This is a genomic window from Massilia glaciei, from assembly GCF_003011895.2.
Classification (GTDB): Bacteria; Pseudomonadota; Gammaproteobacteria; order Burkholderiales; family Burkholderiaceae_D; genus Telluria_A; species Telluria_A glaciei.
In genome coordinates this window covers 35,810-52,849 of record NZ_PXWF02000083.1, presented here as the reverse complement: position 1 = coordinate 52,849, position 17,040 = coordinate 35,810, and the positions used below count along the sequence as shown (strand labels likewise).

Sequence of the window (17,040 nt, the reverse complement as noted above, 5' to 3'; positions counted from 1 at the left end):
ACCATCCATGTCCTACCTGACACTCGAAGACACCATCGGCAACACGCCGCTGGTGCGCCTGGCGCGCCTGCCCGGGGCCGACGCGGCCGCGCGCAACAACATCATCCTCGGCAAGATGGAGGGCGACAACCCGGCCGGCTCGGTCAAGGACCGCGCCGCCATGTATATGCTCAGGGGCGCCGAGGAGAGCGGCCGGATCAAACCGGGCGACACGCTGATCGAGGCCACCAGCGGCAACACCGGCATCGCGCTGGCGATGGCAGCCGCCATCCGCGGCTACAAGCTGCTGCTGCTCATGCCCGAGACCATGTCGATCGAGCGCCGCCAAAGCATGTCGGCCTACGGGGCCCAGATCATGCTCACGCCCCAGACCGGCGGCATGGAGTACGCGCGCGACATGGCCGACCAGCTGCAAAAGGATGGCCGGGGCATCATCCTCGACCAGTTCGGCAACCAGGACAACCCGCGCGCCCACTACGAGGGCACCGGCCCCGAGATCTGGCGCGACACCGGCGGCCGCGTGACCCACTTCGTCAGCGCGATGGGCACCACCGGCACCATCATGGGCGTCTCGCGCTACCTCAAGGAGCAGAACGGGGCGGTCCGCATCATCGGCGCGCAACCCGAGGAGGGCTCGCAGATTCCGGGCATCCGCAAATGGCCCGAAGCCTACCTGCCGAAAATTTTCGACAAATCGCGCGTCGACCAGGTCGAGAGCGTGAGCCAGGCTGCGGCCGAACAGATGGCGCGCCGGATGGCCGCCGAAGAGGGGATTTTTTGCGGCATCTCGGCCGCCGGCGCCTGCGAGATCGCGCTGCGCGTGTCGCAGACGGTCGAGAACGCGACCATCGTGTTCATCGTCTGCGACCGCGGCGACCGCTACCTGTCGACCGGCGTGTTCCCGGCCTGATCGGCTGGCGTCGGGCCGCACTCAAAATCGTCCCGCCGAAACTCAAATAGCGGAAACCCACATCGGCGAGGACGATGCCTTTTCGGCTTGGTTTCTTGCCGGTCTCGCCCCTGGCGGGCAAATCACACAAGCACAAACGACAACGTCCCCGGACGGGGCGCACGCGTTGCGCGCGACCCGTCCGGGGACGTCATTGAGGCGGCGGCCGCGCCAGGCGGGCCGCCGCTTTTTTTAACTTCGACAACAAGCGCGGGGGCGGCCGGGCCGCCCGCGCGTTACGCTTGCGGCTCGCCTTCTTTCGGCTTGAACTGCTTGTCGCTGATGCGGAACTTGTTGCGGCGGTCACCCATGAGGTAGCGCAGGTCGCGGATCGACAGGTCGCTCACCTCGTGCATGCGGATCAGCAGCGATGCGCCGACCGGCAGGCGGTGGTGGCGGATCTTCGAGATCACCGGTGGCGCCACCTCGAGCGCGCGCGAGAGCGCGGCATCGTTTTTGAGGCGGAGGTTTTCGATCAGAGTGTCGAGTAATCTGTTTGGATTGTATTGCAGCAGATCATCGCCATCCGAATCGCTGTTCATATCAATGCCGACTTGGTTTGTCATGATGGTTTGGTTCCTGGTTAAGATTTCGTGCTTCGTTAAACACCCGGAGTTCGCATTGCGGTCGCGGGTTAGGCAGTACTTACGCGTGACACCGGGGTAACACTTTTTAAAAAATATACACAATTGTACAACGCATTTCGATTCTAATACTCAAGAGCAATAAAATTAGGTTATTCAGTGGCAACTCTGTTGTCTTGTCGCAACATGGATGCAGTGCAATTCTCTCACATAACCACGGCGGGTTTCATTGATTTCTTGGAATAATTGATTGTAAAATAATCGGCCATGGGTTGCCGCACGGTACGACGGGTTGAGCGACGATGCCCAGCGTTGGCTGGGGTATGCCCGATTGTGCCCGCGTCCGCATAGCGCGGCGTGGCAGATTTCCGGGGGCTCGCCCGGGGGGATTGGTGCCGCAGAAACGCAAAACGCGGCCCGCGACGGGCGCCGCGCTTACATTCATTTACAAATTATCAAGCCGCTTCGCACTGCCGGTTTGAATCTCACCTCAATTATCACGGTTGCTGCGCGCGGCGCGGCCCAATTCGATGACCGACATCGCATAGAAGAAGCTGCGGTTGTAATGGGTGATCGCGTAAAAATTGTCGGTGCCCAGCCAGTATTCGGTCGCCTCCGGGCCGTTTTGCAGGTCCACGAGGCCGAACAGCATTCCAGGCGGCAGCGGCTGGCCGCTGGCGACGCCGGCCTCGCGCAGTTCCTGCTGGCCGTACTTGGCCGCCAATCCCTGCCCGATGAATTTCTCCCACGCCATGCTCGGCGCCACGTCGACCGGATACGCGAGCGGGCCGGCCTGCTCGCGCTTCCAGCCGTGCTGGACGAGGAAATTGGCGACGCTGCCGATCACGTCGGCGCGCGAGTTGTGCAGGTCGACGACGCCGTCGAGATCGAAGTCGACGCCCCAGGCCAGCACGCTGCTCGGCATGAACTGGGGCAGGCCCATGGCGCCCGCGAACGAGCCGAGCAGCGAGAGCGGGTCGACCCCGCGCTGGCGCGCGAGCAGCAGCGCGGCCTCGAGCTCGCCGCGGAAGAAGGCCATGCGCGCCTGCTTGTTCGGGGTCTCCGGATAGGCGAAGCCGAGCGTCGTGAGGGTGTCGAGCACGCGGAAGCGGCCGGTGTTGCGGCCATAGATGGTTTCGATCCCGACGATGCCGACGATGATTTCGGCCGGCACGCCGTAGGCCTTCTCGGCGCGCGCGAGCGTCTCCGCGTTCTCGTTCCAGAACGCGGTGCCGGCCTTGATCCGGATCGGCTCGACCATCAGCGCGCTGTAGGCCTGCCAGTTTTTCGGCTTGCCCGGCGGCGCCGGTTTGACCAGCTGCACCGCCGAGTCGACGAAATTGATTTGCCCGATCAATGCGCGCAGCGCTTCGCGCTCGAAGCCGTGGCGCTCGCTCATGAGGTCGGCGAATTCGCTGACCGCCTGCCACTCGCCGAAGTTGACGCGCTCGCCCTTGTAATTGACCGCCGCGGCCGTGGCCGCGGCGTTGCGCTTGGCGTTGGCGATGGCCCTGGCCTGGGCCTTGGTCTTCGGGGCCTTTTTGGCCTGCTTGACGGCCTTGGCGTGGCGTCCGGCCTTGGCGCCGCTTTTGGTGCTATTTTTGGTGCTATTTTTGGTGCTATTTTTGGTGCTATTTTTGGTGCTATTTTTGGTGCTGGCTTTGGTGCTGGTTTTGGTGCCGGTGCCTTCGGCGGCGATCGCGCCGTGCGCCACCGGTGCGGCAGCGACGGCGAGGGCGAGCAGGGCGGGGAGCAGGGCGGACGGCTTCAGGTGCTGCAGAAATTTCATCGTGGTTTTGTCTGTGGTGCGGCCGCCGCCGGCGACGGCCGCGACCTGTGATTAATTTGTGGCCTTGGCCGCGTTCAGCAGGCGCCGCAGCGTGCCGGCCAGCTTGGGCTGGGGCGCCCGCGGGCCGTATTTGTGGGCGCTGTACAGCGCGAGGAAGCGCGTGGCCGCGGCCTTGTTCGCGGGCGCCATTGCGTGCGCGCCGACCCGCGCCGCATACGCGCCCGGCCCCTCGTGGGGGGCGCGCGCGAGGCCGGCCTTGGCCAGCTGCTGGCACAGTTGCGAGTATAACGCATCGATCGGATCGGTTCGCGAGCGCAACTGTAACGTGCGCACGAGCACCGCCCCGGCGGCGATCGCCAGCAGCGCGAGCAGCACGTCCCAGTAGCCGAGCACGGCGCGCAGCGAACCGAGGAAGCTGCGCTGGCGCTCCGGCGTGTAGTTGAGCACCCACTGGTTCCAGCCGTTGTTGACGGCGCCGATGCGCAGGCGCAGCTCGGTGAGCCACGGGCTGGTGTGGGGATTGAGGTTGATCACCGCGCCCAGGCTTTCGATCCCGAACGGCGCCTCGCGCTGGCGCGCCCGCGCGCCGCTGCTCTGGATGCGCTCGGGCGAGACGGCGGCGGTGGGGTCGACCCGGGTCCAGCCGCTGCCCTCGAACCAGACCTCGGCCCAGGCGTGGGCGTCCATCTGGCGCACCGTAAAAAAGCCGTCGAAGGGATTCGCCTCGCCGCCCTGGTAGCCGGCCACCACGCGCGCCGGCACCCCGGCCGCGCGCATCAGGAACACGAACGAGCCGGCGTAATGCTCGCAGAAACCGGCCTTGGTCGTGTACATGAATTCGTCGACCGAATCGCGCCCGAGCAGGGGCGGTTCGAGCGTGTAGCTGAAGTTCTCGCGGTTGAAGCGCGCCAGCGCCGCCTGCACCCGCTGGCGCGGGTCGTCCAGTTTGCGCAGTTCGGCGCCGGCCTGCATGGTCAGCGGGTTGTAGCCGGGGGGCAGCTCAAGCCACGCCGCCATGTTTGCCGGATCCTGCTGCGCCTGCAGCGTGAACTGCGGATTCGACACGACCTCGTAGCGCACCCGCTGCTCGAGCGCGAAGTCGGCCCGCATTTCGAGCTCGCCCGTCACGCGCACCGGATTGCCGTCCATGTAGGGCGGCTTTACGGGCGCCTCGAGCGCGAACAGCCAATTGTTCTTGAACGGCTCGAGCGTGACCTGGTGCCGGATGCCCGGGCCGCGCAGGGTCAGCACGAGCGGATCCGCTTTTGCGGCCGGCGCGCCGAGCCGCTGCGGCATCCGGCTCCAGGTGCGCCCGTCGAACCGGCTCAGGACGATGCCGCGCCAGTACATCTGCGACTGCGGCGGCGCCGGGTCGATGAACTTGACGCGGAAGGCGGTCTCCTCCGACTGCGCCAGGCTCGACAAATTACCGGGCGACATGCTGTCGGACATGCCCGTGCGGCCGGACTTGGCGTCGCCCGGCATGCCCCACAGCGGCCCCTGGATGCGCGGGAAGAACACGAACAGCAGCACCGCCAGCGGCGCGGCCAGGCCGAGGATGGTGGCGCCGAGGCGCAATCGGCCCAGCAGCGGCGGGCGCTGACCAGTGTACTGGAACGAGAGCTGGGCGGTGAGCAGGGTGACGATGGCGACGACCATCAGCAGCGCGCTGCCGATCCCCTGCGCGTAAAAGAAATGGGTCAGCTGCAGGAAGAAGCACAGGAAGATCACCACGAACAGGTCGCGCTTGGCGTGCATCTCGAGCATCTTCATGGTCACCAGCAGCACCAGCATGGCGACCCCGGCCTCGCGCCCGAGCAGCGTGTGGTAGGTCCGGTAGACGCCGAACATGGCGCCCATCGCCACCGGCAGCAGCAGCGCCAGCGGCGGCATGCGGGTGCCGCGGAAGGTGATCAGGGCGCGCCACAGCAGCATCACCGCGCACAGCGCCGAGATCCACCCCGGCAGGTGGTCCGCGTGCGGCGCGATCACCAGCAGCGCGGCGGCCAGCAGCAGCAGGGTGTCGGCCTTGTCGCGCGCCAGTCCGAAGGCTAGGCGCGCGAGCGCTCCGCGCTGGGCCGGGGCGGCGGTCGCGCTCATGCGCGCTCCCCCGCCAGAGCGTGCAGCGCGAGCGCGCGCAGGCAGGCGGCCCGGTGCGCGTCGCCGAGCGCCGGCGCGAAGTCGTGGCGGCCGATGCGCAGCGCGTAGGGCAGGGCGCGCTGCTCGGCGTCGAGCACCCAGCGCGTCATGCGCGACAGGCGCAGCTCGAGGTCGAGCGTGCCCGGCAGCGCATTGAAGTCGAGCACCAGGTCCTCGCCGGCGCCGCCCTCGAAATGCTTGGTCACGAGCTGGCCGCCAAGTTCGAGGTCGAGCCGCGCGATCTGGCGCCACGCCAGGCGCCGCATCGGGTCGCCCTGCTGGAAGCTGCGGATGCCGGCGAAGTCGTCCTCGCCGGCGCGGCCATGGCCCTCGGCGCCGGTTCCGCTGAGCAGCGGCAGCGGCTCGCCCAGCTTTTCGGGGAAGGGGTAGACCAGCACCCGCAGGTCGGGCTGCCAGTAGCTCCAGGCGTTGAACAGGCCGAGCGGGAAGCGGGTCGCCAGCCGCACCCGCGGCGCGGCCAGCCAGCCGCGCCCGATGGTGGCGCAGCTCAGCGTGGTGGCGGCCTCGCCGCCGGCGCCCGCGTCGGCCACGTGGCGCGCCTCGCCGGCGCTCTGGAAGTCGATCCACAGGGCGTAGCGCGCGCGCGCCGTGCGGTTGATGATGTGCAGCTCGAACAGCGCCTCCTCGCCCGCGAACACGGGCTGGGCGCGGCCCGGGCGCAGGTGCAGCGCCACCAGGTTGCGGTGGGTGAGGTACATGTCGACGACGGCGCACAGGCCGACCCCGAAGGTGAGCGCGTAGCCGAGCCCGAGGTTGTAGTTGACCGAGCCGACCAGCAGCAGCAGCACCAGCCCGAAGAAGCCGACCCCGGCCCCGGTGGGCAGGATGAACACGCGCCGCTGGTTCAGGTAGACCTCGCCCGGCTCGGCCCCGCGCAGCTGGAACAGCCACTTGTCGGCCTTGCGCCGCACCAGCTTTTTGACGCTCGTGAACATGCGCGGCCGTTTAGACGGGGACCGATTTCTGCAGCTGCAGCACCAGGTCGCGGCTGGCCAGGGCGATGCCGTGGGCCGACTTGAGCGGGCGCAGGCGGTGCGCGCAGACCGGCACCAGCACCGCCTGCACGTCCTCGGGGACCACGTGGTCGCGCCCCTCGAGCGCGGCCCAGCCGCGCGCCGCGTGCAGCAGCGCGATCGCCGCGCGCGGCGACAGGCCCTCGGCGAACAGGCCGTCGCGGCGCGAGGCCTGGGCCAGCGCCTGCACGTAGTCGACCAGCGCGCTTGAGGTGTGGATCTGGCGCAGCGACTGCTGGGCCGCGAGCAGCTCGGCCGGCTGCATCGCCGCCTCCAGCGACTTGAGCATGCTGCGCCGGTCCTCGCCCATCAGCAGGGCGCGCTCGGCGGCGGCGTCGGGGTAGCCCAGCGACAGGCACATCAGAAAGCGGTCGAGCTGCGACTCGGGCAGCGGGAAGGTGCCGACCTGGTGCGCCGGGTTCTGGGTCGCGATCACGAAGAACGGCTCCGGCAGCGCGCGCGTGACGCCATCGGCGCTGACCTGGCGCTCCTCCATCGCCTCGAGCAGGCCGGACTGGGTCTTGGGGGTGGCGCGGTTGATCTCGTCGGCCAGCAGCACCTGGGTGAAGATCGGCCCCGGGTGGAACACGAAGCCGTTCTTCTCGCGCTCGTAGACCGAGATGCCGGCCACGTCGGCCGGCAGCAGGTCGCTGGTGAACTGGACCCGGTTGAACTTGAGCCCGAGCGAGATCGCCAGCGCGTGCGCCAGCGTGGTCTTGCCGACCCCGGGCACGTCCTCGATCAGCAGGTGGCCGCCGGCCAGCAGGCAGGTCAGCGCCTGGCGGACCTGCAAATCCTTGCCGACCACGATCTGGGTGACCTGGTTGGCGACAGCGTGCATTTTTTTTAACATGTGTTTGTCTTTGTGAGCCAGATTGAAGTCCGCGCCGGTATTTGGGCCCGCCGCATGGTAGATTACCGCCATCGGCGCCCCGGGTGCCGTCACCACGACCCGTCCCGGCAATTCTATGCGAGAACGGCGTTGCCGGTGCAACACATTTTATGCGGCGGCCCGCGCGCTCGCCACAGAAACGACGATATGAGCACTGCGATCTATTCCCATCCCGACTGCCTGCTGCACGAGATGGGCGAGTGGCACCCCGAATGCCCCGCGCGCCTGCAGGCCATCGACGACCAGCTGATCGCCTCGGGCGTGGCGGCGCTGGTCGAACGGCGCGAGGCGCCGCTGGCCGCGCTCGCCGCGATCGAGCGCAACCACAGCGCCAACGCGATCGCGCTGGTGCGCGAGAACTGCCCGGCCGCGGCCGGCTACTACCCGATCGACGGCGACACCTCGCTCAACGCGGCCAGCTGGCGCGCCGCGCTGCGCGCGGCCGGCGCCGCCGTGGCCGCCACCGACGCCGTCATCAAAGGCGAGATCGAGAACGCGTTCTGCTCGGTGCGCCCGCCGGGCCACCACGCGCGCCGCACCGAGGCGATGGGATTTTGCCTGTTTAATAACATCGCGATCGCGGCGCGCCACGCGCTCGAGGCGCACGGCCTCGAACGGATCGCCATCGTCGACTTCGACGTGCACCACGGCAACGGCACGGCCGAGGCCTTCGCCGCCGACCCCCGGGTGCTCATGGCGAGCTTCTTCCAGCATCCGTTCTACCCGTACAGCGCGCCCGAGCCGCTCAGCGCCACCCGCGTCAACGTGCCGGTGCCGGCCAACAGCGACGGCGCGCTGGTGCGCGCGCTGGTGTCCGAGCACTGGCTGCCGGCGCTGCGCGCGCACCGCCCGCAGATGATCTTCATCTCGGCCGGCTTCGACGCCCACCGCGAGGACGACATGGGCGGCATGGGCCTGGTCGAGGCCGACTACGCCTGGATCACCCAGCAGGTGATGGCGGTCGCGCGCGAGTTCTCGCAGGGGCGCATCGTCAGCTGCCTCGAGGGCGGCTACAACCTGTCGGCGCTCGGGCGCAGCGTGGTCTCGCACGTCAAGGCGCTGGCCCGGCTCGACTGACGCCGTGCACGTCAAGGCGCCGGCGCGGCTCGACCGGGCCTCGCGCGCCAAGGCGCCGGTCCGGCGCGGCTGCTCGACGGACCCCGCGCGTAACGACATGTAGATTTTTGTATCGTTAAAAAGACAAAACCGAGCACATCCTCTAGAAATATTCAAAAAACCGAGCGTTCGCTCTAAAACACTTTGACTTAGTTTTGTGACATCGGTAGATTCAACCCAACGCCGATAGCACGGTCGTACTTTTCCCACTGTCCCAGCTTCGCCGTCTTCCGTCTTTTTTCTTCCATGTTGTCAACAAGGAGTGAATTAATGAGTAGATTCATGCGCATTGCCCTTTCCGCCCTTTTGCTGTCGCTCACCGCGGCCACCAGCATCGCCAGCGCCGCCAACTACACCCTGTGGGTCAACGGCCGGGGCGGCGGCGGCGTCGCCGGCGACTACAACAATTTCGGCGCCTGGGGGCCATCCAGCACCGCCGCCGGGGTCAACAAGAAGGCCGTCAACTGGGACGGGCGCAGCAGCATCGCGAGCCAGAACAGCAAGGTGCGCGACGCCCTCGACTGCTTCTGCACGGGCGCCAACTGGTGCTACGTCGCCACCCACAGCGCGGGCGACCTGATGATGGGCTACACCATGGCCAACTACGGCGGCTCCTCGCGCATGAAGAAGAACGCCTCGCCCGCCGCCGGCGGCGTGTGCGGCAACTCGGACGGCACCGCGCAGACCGGCTGGAACATCAAGTGGGTGCGCGCCGCCTCGGGCGCGGGTGGCGGTTCGGAGCTCTCCGACGTCGGCTCCTGGACCACCTCCGAGCCGCTGGTGCAGGACCTCAAAACCACCACCGCGCGCGCCCTGTACAACCACAACACCACGCGTGGCGTCTGGTTCTACATGTACGCCGGCGCCAAGGGGACCCTGTATTCGGGCATCCTGCCGGGCCAGGACGACGAGGCCATCGCCTACCACAGCAGCGGCGGGGTGTCGGGCAGTTCGGGCGGCGCCTACTGCAACTATGCAGACTGGTTCTGCAACGACCTGACCATGGGTTCGGGCGTCAACGAGGGCGGACAGGCCAAGTGGAGCTACCATTCGGTGGTGTTCCGCGACAACGCCGAGGCCTACAACCACTACGGCGCCGGCAACTGGCAGGGCATCGTCGGGGTGGTGCGCACCGCGATGGTCAATAGTGCCCTCTAAGGCATTGCAATGGTGGGTGGCGGGCGGCGTGCTGGCAGCCACCCTCGGCGCCGGCCTGTATGTCTGGGCCGGCGACGATCCGGCTGCGGCGCCCGAGCCGGCGCCGGCGGCGCAAGCCCCCGGCGCGCCCTTGATGGCGCCGGCGCTGGGCGCCGCGGCCACCCCGGCCGCGGCGCAGGAGCGCGCCGCGCGCAGGCAGGTCCTGAGCGAGAACGTGCAACTGACCGACCACACCTATTGCGACTACCGCGAGGCGAGCAAATACCCGGTCGAGTCGCGCCCCGTGGCCGACCATCCCGACCAGATCTACCCCAACGCCCCGATCACCGAATCGGGCCCGATGCGCACCGACGGCGGCGGCGCCGATTCAAAAGTGCGGATTCAAAGTTCGCAGTCGCGCGTGTTCCTGGCCGCCGGCGAGGGCGTCGCGTTCTCGCTGCGCGCCACCGACGCCGACGGCAAGGTGCTGCCGCTGGTGGTCACGCGCGCGCTGGCCAAGGGCGTCGCCAAAGAGGGCGCGCGCGCCACGCCGCAGGCCACGCTCGCCTTCGCCGATAACGGCGCCGGCGCCGACGCGGCGGCCGGCGACGGCGCCTTCGCCGCCGTGCTGGCGCCGGCCCAGGGCGCGCTGGCCTCGTTCAACGGCACCATCCGCACCGAGGTGCGCTACAGCGCCGGCGGCAGCAACGGCGTGATCATTTTCGACGTCATCCACACCCCCGAACTGCCGGCCACCTGGACCGGGCAGGTGCGCGAGGCGACCGAGTCCGGCTCGCTCCATTTCTACCTCGGCGCCCAGATGCGCACGGCCGGGCGCTACATCGTCACCGGCCGGGTCGACGACGCCAGGGGCCAGCCGTTCGCGCTGCTCACTTTCAACGACGTGCTGCCGGCCGGGCCCAACGAGGTCAAGCTGACCGTGTTTGGCAAGCTGCTGCTCGACAAGGCGCCGGCGCTGCCGCTGGTGCTGCGCGACGTCGATGGCCATCTGCTCAAGGAGAACACCGATCCCGACCGCGCGCTGATGCCGCGCCTGGCGGGCACGGTGTACGCCGCCAAGGGCAAGCAGATGAACAGTCTGTCGGGCGCCGAATGGGACAGCGAGGAGCGCGGCCGCTACCTCAAGGAGTTCGGCAAGGATTTGGTCGCGGCGCGCGCGGCGCTGGCGCAATTCGACCCGGCGCAGCCGCTGCCGGCGGTCGGCTGCGCGGCCGGCGCGGCGCTGGTGGCGGCGCAGGCGGGCGCCCGCTCCAACTGAAATCGGAGGTAAAAGCCGCCGTTGGCGCGCCGACCCCGTAAAATAGCGCCTCAATAGCAGAATCTGAGAGCACAGCATGTCGATACAATGGTACCCGGGCCACATGAACGCCGCGCGCAAGAAGGCGGCCGAGTCGATGGAGAACACCGACTTGGTCATCGAGGTGCTCGACGCGCGCCTGCCCGAGGCCAGCTGCAACCCGATGGTCGAGGAGTTGCGCCTGTTCCGCCAGCGCCCCTGCCTCAAGATCCTCAACAAGATCGACCTGGCCGACCCGGCCGCGACCGCCGCCTGGAGCGCCTACTACAACGCGCAGGAGGGCGTGACCGCCTACGCGATGACCACCAAAAAGCCCGGCGACGTGGCCCGCATCCCCGAGCTGTGCCAGGCGCTGGCGCCGCACCGGGGTGTGCCGACCAAGCCGCTGCGGATCATGATCATGGGCATTCCGAACGTCGGCAAATCGACCCTGATGAACGCGCTGCTCAAGAAAAAGGTCGCCAAGGTGGGCGACGAGCCGGCAGTGACCAAGATGCAGCAGAAGCTCTACCTCGGCAAGAACATGATCCTGGTCGACACGCCCGGCATGCTGTGGCCGAAAATCGCGCTCGCCAGCGACGGCCTGATGCTCGCCGCCAGCCACGCGATCGGCTCGAACGCGCTGATCGAGGACGAGGTCGCGGTGTTTTTGGCCGACGAGCTGCTGGCGCGCTATCCGCAACTGCTGACGGCGCGCTACGGCTTCAAGACCGAGGGCATGGACGGCATCGCCGTGGTCGAGGGCGTGGCGGCGCGCCGCGGCTTCCGCCAGAAGGGTGGCGACCTCGATTTCGAGAAGGCCTCGCATATCTTCCTGCAGGATTACCGCACCGGCGCGCTCGGGCGCATCAGTCTCGAGACGCCCGAGACGCGCGGCGCGCGGCTGGCGCAGCACGCGGCCGAGATGGCGGCCAAGGCCGCCGCCGCCGCCGAAAAGGCGGCCGAAAAGGCGGCCAACGCCTCGCGCGGCAAGCGCGGCACCTGAGAGGCTGAGAGTCTTTCGATCATGCCCGCTCATCACGCCAGAAAGCGCCAGTTCGTCGTTGCAAATGCTCGCCATAGCCCGCTATGGCTGTGCTTTGCGCCTCGATCTGCCGCTTTCTGGCGGGCTGCTCGGACACGCACGAAAAACTCTCAGCCTCTGAGTGCGCAGCTAGGCACGCAGCAAGGCACGCGGCCAGGCAACCCGCCGAGCACTCGGCTGAGCATTCGTCTAAACACGAACGCACCATGGTGGGGTGGACCCGCAACCCTGTCGGGCATCCATGCTCGTTTTGCTTGCTCGTTTAGTCGCGTTTGCCGTTATTCCGTCTCTGTTTGATTGCGCAAACTAGCGCGAGCGCGGATGCGAAAAAACGAGCACGAACCAGACGGGCAAACGCGCACGAATGCCGGAGAGGGCCGCTGCCGCCCCTCCTAGGGCCGCTCGGCTACTGCCCAGACGGCTTTTCCGTTTTGCGGTGCATTCCCAGAATGATGAGGGCCCCGATCGCTGGAAGGAACCAAACCAACGCCAACTGTGCGACTTTCTGGCCACCTTCGGAATATGGATCTCGCATCACAACCAAAGTTGCCCATAGCAGCATCAAGATATACCCCGTAATGATGCAAACTAACAAGATCTCCATTGCTGACTCCCTCGCTGCCGAATCTTCGTTAACGCATATTCTTGAATCCAGCTGTGTTCGCGTGAGCGTCTGCTCTTGGCCGACAACTCCCTAATGTACTTGACGGCTGCGGTACCGTCCGATCTCGGCAGCTGCCGCCCCGAAGCGGTCACACATATCCCAGCCCAGTTCGCTCCCTCGACGATGTGCCGCTGTGAGACAATCGGGGACATTCAATTGATCGAGACAGCCCTATGCTGACCGCACCGATGCCATCGGACGAACCGGAGCGCTTGCGGGCGCTCGAACGGCTCGGCGTCCTAGACTCCACGCCCGAACGTGAGTTCGATGCCCTGGTGGCAATCGCTGCCTTGGTGTGCGGCGTCCCGATCGCGCTGGTCAGCCTGATCGACCAGGACCGGCAATGGTTCAAAGCCAATGTTGGCCTGCCCGGAGTTACAGAGACCCCCCGCGATGTGGCGTTCTGCGCTCACTCGATCCTGGACGACGGCATTTTCGAGGTGCCTGATGCCTTGGCCGACCCTCGCTTTGCCGACAACCCGCTGGTGGCCACGGCACCAGGCATCCGATTCTACGCCGGCGCCACGCTGCGCCTGAGCGACGGTGCGAACGTGGGTACGCTGTGCGTGATCGACCGTGTGCCCCGCCGTCTGAGCGAGAAGCAACGCGAAGCGCTGCGCCTGCTGTCGATCGCTGCCGTTCAGGCGCTGGAATCGCGTCACATGGCACGGGCTTTCGCGGCCAGTGAAAACCGCTTTCGCACGCTCAGCGAGTCATCTCCGTTAGGCGTGTTCGCCACCGATGTGGCCGGCGCCTGCACCTACACAAATGCGCGCTGGCAAGCCATCTACGGCCTGAGCGACGCCGAGGCTCTGGGTGACGGCTGGAGCCACACGCTGCACCACGACGACAAGGCCGCTGTCTTCGCCCAATGGCAGCACGCAGCGGAGCTGAAGCAAGAATTCGATATGGAGTTTCGGGTCCGCCGCCACGACGGTACGGTGCGCCATGTGCGCTCTGTTGCGCGCGCCATACTCGATGGCGATGACGAAGTCACCGGTTACGTGGGGTCGGTGGAGGACATCACCGAGCGCTTGCAGTCGCGCCGGGCACTCGACGAAGAGCGCGTGCGCCTGGCAGCGATCATTGAGGGCACCGGCGCGGGCACCTGGGAGTGGAACGTTCAGACCGGCGAGACGCGATTCAATGGCCGCTGGGCCGAGATTGTTGGGGCCACCTTGGATGAGCTTTCCCCCACCACTATCCAGACCTGGGTCGATCTGGGCCACCCCGAGGACGTGGCGCGATCCAGTGTGCTGCTTCAGGCTCACTTTGCTGGCGATACGGTGGCCTACGAATGCGAGGCGCGCATGCGCCACCGCGATGGCCATTGGGTCTGGGTGCTCGACCGCGGCAAGGTACTGACCCGCACTGTAGATGGCCAGCCCGAGTGGATGTTCGGGACCCACCTGGACATCACGGCACGCAAGGCGCAGGAAGATCGGTTGCGCAAGAGTGAGGAATTGCTCAACCGAACGGGTGCCCTAGCACGGGTCGGGGGCTGGGAAGTGGACATTGCCAGCGGCAGCATCCATTGGTCCGAGCAGACCTGTCGCATCCACGGTGTGGAGCCCGGCTACCTGCCCCAGCTGGCCGAGGCAATCGACTTCTATGCGCCGGAAGCGCGCCCCGTCGTCGAGGCGGCCGTGGCGCAGGCCATGGGCGACGGTACGGGCTGGGACCTGGAACTGCCGTTCATCCAGAAGGGCGGTCGCAGGATCTGGGTGCGTGCGGTGGGCCACGCGGAGTTTGTGGACGGAAAGCCGGTGCGGCTGTACGGCGCCTTCCAAGACATCACCCTGAGCGTGCAAGATCGCTTGGCTCTAGAAGCGGCTCAACAGCGCGCCACGCTGGCGACCGAAACCGGTGGCATCGGGGTATGGGAACTGAACGTGCAAACCGGCGTACTCACTTGGGATGCCCTGATGTACGCGCTATACGGTCTGCCAGAGGGATTGGGTACGGACGGCTACGAGCTCTGGGCTCGCCATCTTCACCCCGCCGATCGAAGCCGCTCTGAGCTAGAGTTCAAGTCGTCCTTGGAAGACGGTGCCGACTTTCGCTCCGAGTTTCGTGTGATCTGGAACGACGGCTCCGTGCACTTTCTTCGTGCCGCTGGCAGTGTGACGCTTGACGCCGCGGGCCAGGCTCTGCACATCGTGGGCGTGAATTGGGATGTGACGCCACTTCGCGAGCTCGCCAACCAACTGGCCGAACAGCATGAGCTCCTGCGCGTGACTCTGCAGTCGATCGGCGACGCCGTGATCACCACCGACGCGCAAAGCCAAGTGACCTGGTTGAACCCGGCAGCCGAGCGCATGACCGGCTGGCTGTCCAGTGAAGCACTCGGGCGACCACTGACCCAGGTCTTTCACATCGTAAACGAAGAGACCCGCCATCTCACCGAGAACCCTGTGGCCACCTGCCTGGCACAGGGCAAGATCGTGGGCCTGGCCAATGACACGGTGCTCATCTCGCGCAATGGGGACGAGTTCGACATCGTCGATTCCGCTGCACCGATCCGCAACCCGAGTGGCGACGTGCTCGGCGTCGTGCTGGTCTTTCACGACGTGACTGAACAGCGGCGCCTGTCCGGCGAGATAAGCTACCGCGCCACGCACGACGCCCTCACGGGCCTAGTCAACCGGGCCGAGTTCGAGACCCGGTTGCGCCGCACCTTGGACAAGGCACACGAGGACCGCAGCGAGCATGCCATGCTGTATATCGACCTCGACCAGTTCAAGCTCGTGAACGACGCCTGCGGACATTCGGTGGGCGACCAGCTCCTGCAGCAGGTGGCCAAGCTGCTGCGCGAAGCCGTGCGTGCGCGCGACACGCTGGCCCGCCTGGGAGGCGACGAATTCGCGGTCATCCTGGAGTACTGTATGTCCGACCAGGCCCAGCGCGTGGCACAGCAGATCTGCGACCGCATGGAGGAGTTCAGGTTCGTGCACGAAGACCGGCGCTTCCGGATCGGCACCAGCATCGGCCTGGTGCCCGTGGACAGCCGCTGGGCCAACACGGCCGCCGCCATGCAGGCGGCAGACACGTCGTGCTACGCCGCCAAAGAGGCGGGCCGCAACCGCGTGCATGCCTGGTTCGACACCGACCAAGCCATGCGTACACGCCATGGCGAAATGCAGTGGGCCTCACGGTTGGAGCAGGCGCTCGATGAAGACAGGTTTGTGCTCTATGCGCAGCGCATCGAAGCCCTTGGCGAGGGCTCCACGGGCCTGCATGCGGAAGCGTTGATCCGCCTGCTGGACAGCGATGACAGCCTGATCCCTCCGGGGGCCTTCCTCCCGGCTGCAGAGCGCTTCCACATGGCCACGCGCATCGATCGCTGGGTACTCAAGCGCGCCGTGCAGCAGATCCAGGACATGCCAGATATAAATGCTCTCGACACTCTGTGCATCAACCTGTCAGGGCAGTCGGTGGGCGACCGGGCGTTTCACCGGCATGCCATCGCCGCGTTGACCGAAGCCGGCAGCGCGGTCTGCCGACGCATCTGCCTGGAGATCACGGAGACCGCCGCCGTCACCAACATGGCTGACGCCGCGATCTTCATTGAACAGGTCCGCGCTCTCGGGGCCAGGGTGGCGCTCGACGACTTCGGGGCCGGGGCTTCGTCGTTCGGCTACCTGAAGACCCTCAAGGTCGATCTGCTGAAGATCGACGGCAGCTTCATCCGCGACGTGCTCGACGACCCGCTGGACGCCGCCGCTGTGCGATGTTTTGTTGACGTGGCCCGGGTGGTGGGGGTCAAGACGGTAGCCGAGTTTGTGGACCGGTCTGAAGTGCTGGCGCGCGTTCGTGAGATCGGCATCGACTACGCACAAGGGTTCTTGCTACACAAACCCGAGCCGATCGAGAGCCTGTTCGGCGCTCCCGCGCGACTCGCGCGGGACTGAGAGGCTGAGAGTCTTTCGATCATGCCCGCTCAGCACGCCAGAAAGCGCCAGTTCGTCGTTGCAAATGCTCGCCATAGCCCGCTATGGCTGCGCTTTGCGCCTCGATCTGCCGCTTTCTGGCGGCTGCTCGTGCACGCCCGAAAAACTCTCAGCCTCTGAGTCAATTTAGCAGCTCGTCGCCACATTAAGGTGTCACGTTGACACACGTGCATGCGAGGCGCTCCGGGCCAGCGGCGGGCGACGCCTGTTCGACTCAAGCCACTGAGGTTATCTGAAGGAGGGTAGCCAGACGCGGTTGCCCACGCCCAGCCCCCGAGGAACCGTGCATGATAGTTTCCCATCACACGGCTCGAGCAGTGGAAAGGCCAGAATAACGCTGACCCGGGAACTCGGCATATACCCCGAGCACCCTTCGCGATACGCGCTTGCAGCCGTCATACATGTCTTGCGACAACGTTGGAGGCGAACACGCCCGTGCTGCTG

The 17,040-nt window shown here is 66.7% G+C and carries 11 protein-coding genes; 6 read left to right on the top strand and 5 right to left on the bottom strand.

All coding sequences use genetic code 11. The annotated features are described in order from the left end of the window. Nucleotides 1-7: 7 nt before the first annotated feature. Nucleotides 8-910, top strand: a complete 903-nt coding sequence (gene cysM / locus C7C56_RS06435; protein WP_106756636.1) for a cysteine synthase CysM — start codon at nt 8-10, stop codon at nt 908-910. Between the two features lie 275 nt (nt 911-1,185). On the opposite strand, the gene C7C56_RS06430 is transcribed toward cysM, so the two are convergent. From C7C56_RS06430 to C7C56_RS06410, 5 genes are all read right to left on the bottom strand, one after another. Continuing rightward, nucleotides 1,186-1,515 carry a hypothetical protein gene (locus tag C7C56_RS06430; protein WP_106756635.1) on the bottom strand — a complete coding sequence of 110 codons (330 nt, stop codon included), beginning with the start codon at nt 1,513-1,515 and terminating at the stop codon, nt 1,186-1,188. Nucleotides 1,516-2,023: 508 nt separating this feature from the next. Beyond that, nucleotides 2,024-3,322, bottom strand: coding sequence for a lytic murein transglycosylase B (gene mltB, locus C7C56_RS06425; protein ID WP_106756634.1), 1,299 nt, complete (start codon nt 3,320-3,322; stop codon nt 2,024-2,026). Between the two features lie 51 nt (nt 3,323-3,373). Further along, on the bottom strand, nt 3,374-5,422 hold the full coding sequence (locus C7C56_RS06420; protein ID WP_106756633.1) for a transglutaminase TgpA family protein: 2,049 nt from the start codon (nt 5,420-5,422) through the stop codon (nt 3,374-3,376). Next, nucleotides 5,419-6,417, bottom strand: coding sequence for a DUF58 domain-containing protein (locus C7C56_RS06415; protein ID WP_106756632.1), 999 nt, complete (start codon nt 6,415-6,417; stop codon nt 5,419-5,421). Before C7C56_RS06415 ends, C7C56_RS06420 begins: the two co-directional genes overlap by 4 nt. 10 nt (nt 6,418-6,427) lie before the next feature. After that, entirely contained in the window at nt 6,428-7,348 is a 921-nt protein-coding gene (locus C7C56_RS06410) for an AAA family ATPase (RefSeq protein ID WP_106756655.1), read from the bottom strand. A 186-nt stretch (nt 7,349-7,534) separates the two neighbouring features. Between C7C56_RS06410 and C7C56_RS06405 the strand changes: the two genes are divergently transcribed. The 5 genes from C7C56_RS06405 (at nt 7,535) to C7C56_RS06380 (ending at nt 16,557) form a co-directional block, all read left to right on the top strand. Further along, nucleotides 7,535-8,464, top strand: a complete 930-nt coding sequence (locus tag C7C56_RS06405; protein ID WP_106756631.1) for a histone deacetylase family protein — start codon at nt 7,535-7,537, stop codon at nt 8,462-8,464. Nucleotides 8,465-8,773: 309 nt separating this feature from the next. Continuing rightward, nucleotides 8,774-9,661, top strand: coding sequence for a hypothetical protein (locus C7C56_RS06400; protein ID WP_219933114.1), 888 nt, complete (start codon nt 8,774-8,776; stop codon nt 9,659-9,661). Between the two features lie 28 nt (nt 9,662-9,689). Further along, entirely contained in the window at nt 9,690-10,919 is a 1,230-nt protein-coding gene (locus tag C7C56_RS06395) for a hypothetical protein (RefSeq protein ID WP_181373044.1), read from the top strand. A gap of 103 nt (nt 10,920-11,022) precedes the next feature. Then, on the top strand, nt 11,023-11,943 hold the full coding sequence (gene ylqF / locus C7C56_RS06390; protein ID WP_229458225.1) for a ribosome biogenesis GTPase YlqF: 921 nt from the start codon (nt 11,023-11,025) through the stop codon (nt 11,941-11,943). A gap of 876 nt (nt 11,944-12,819) precedes the next feature. Then, on the top strand, nt 12,820-16,557 hold the full coding sequence (locus C7C56_RS06380; RefSeq protein WP_106756627.1) for a PAS domain-containing protein: 3,738 nt from the start codon (nt 12,820-12,822) through the stop codon (nt 16,555-16,557). Nucleotides 16,558-17,040: the final 483 nt, after the last annotated feature.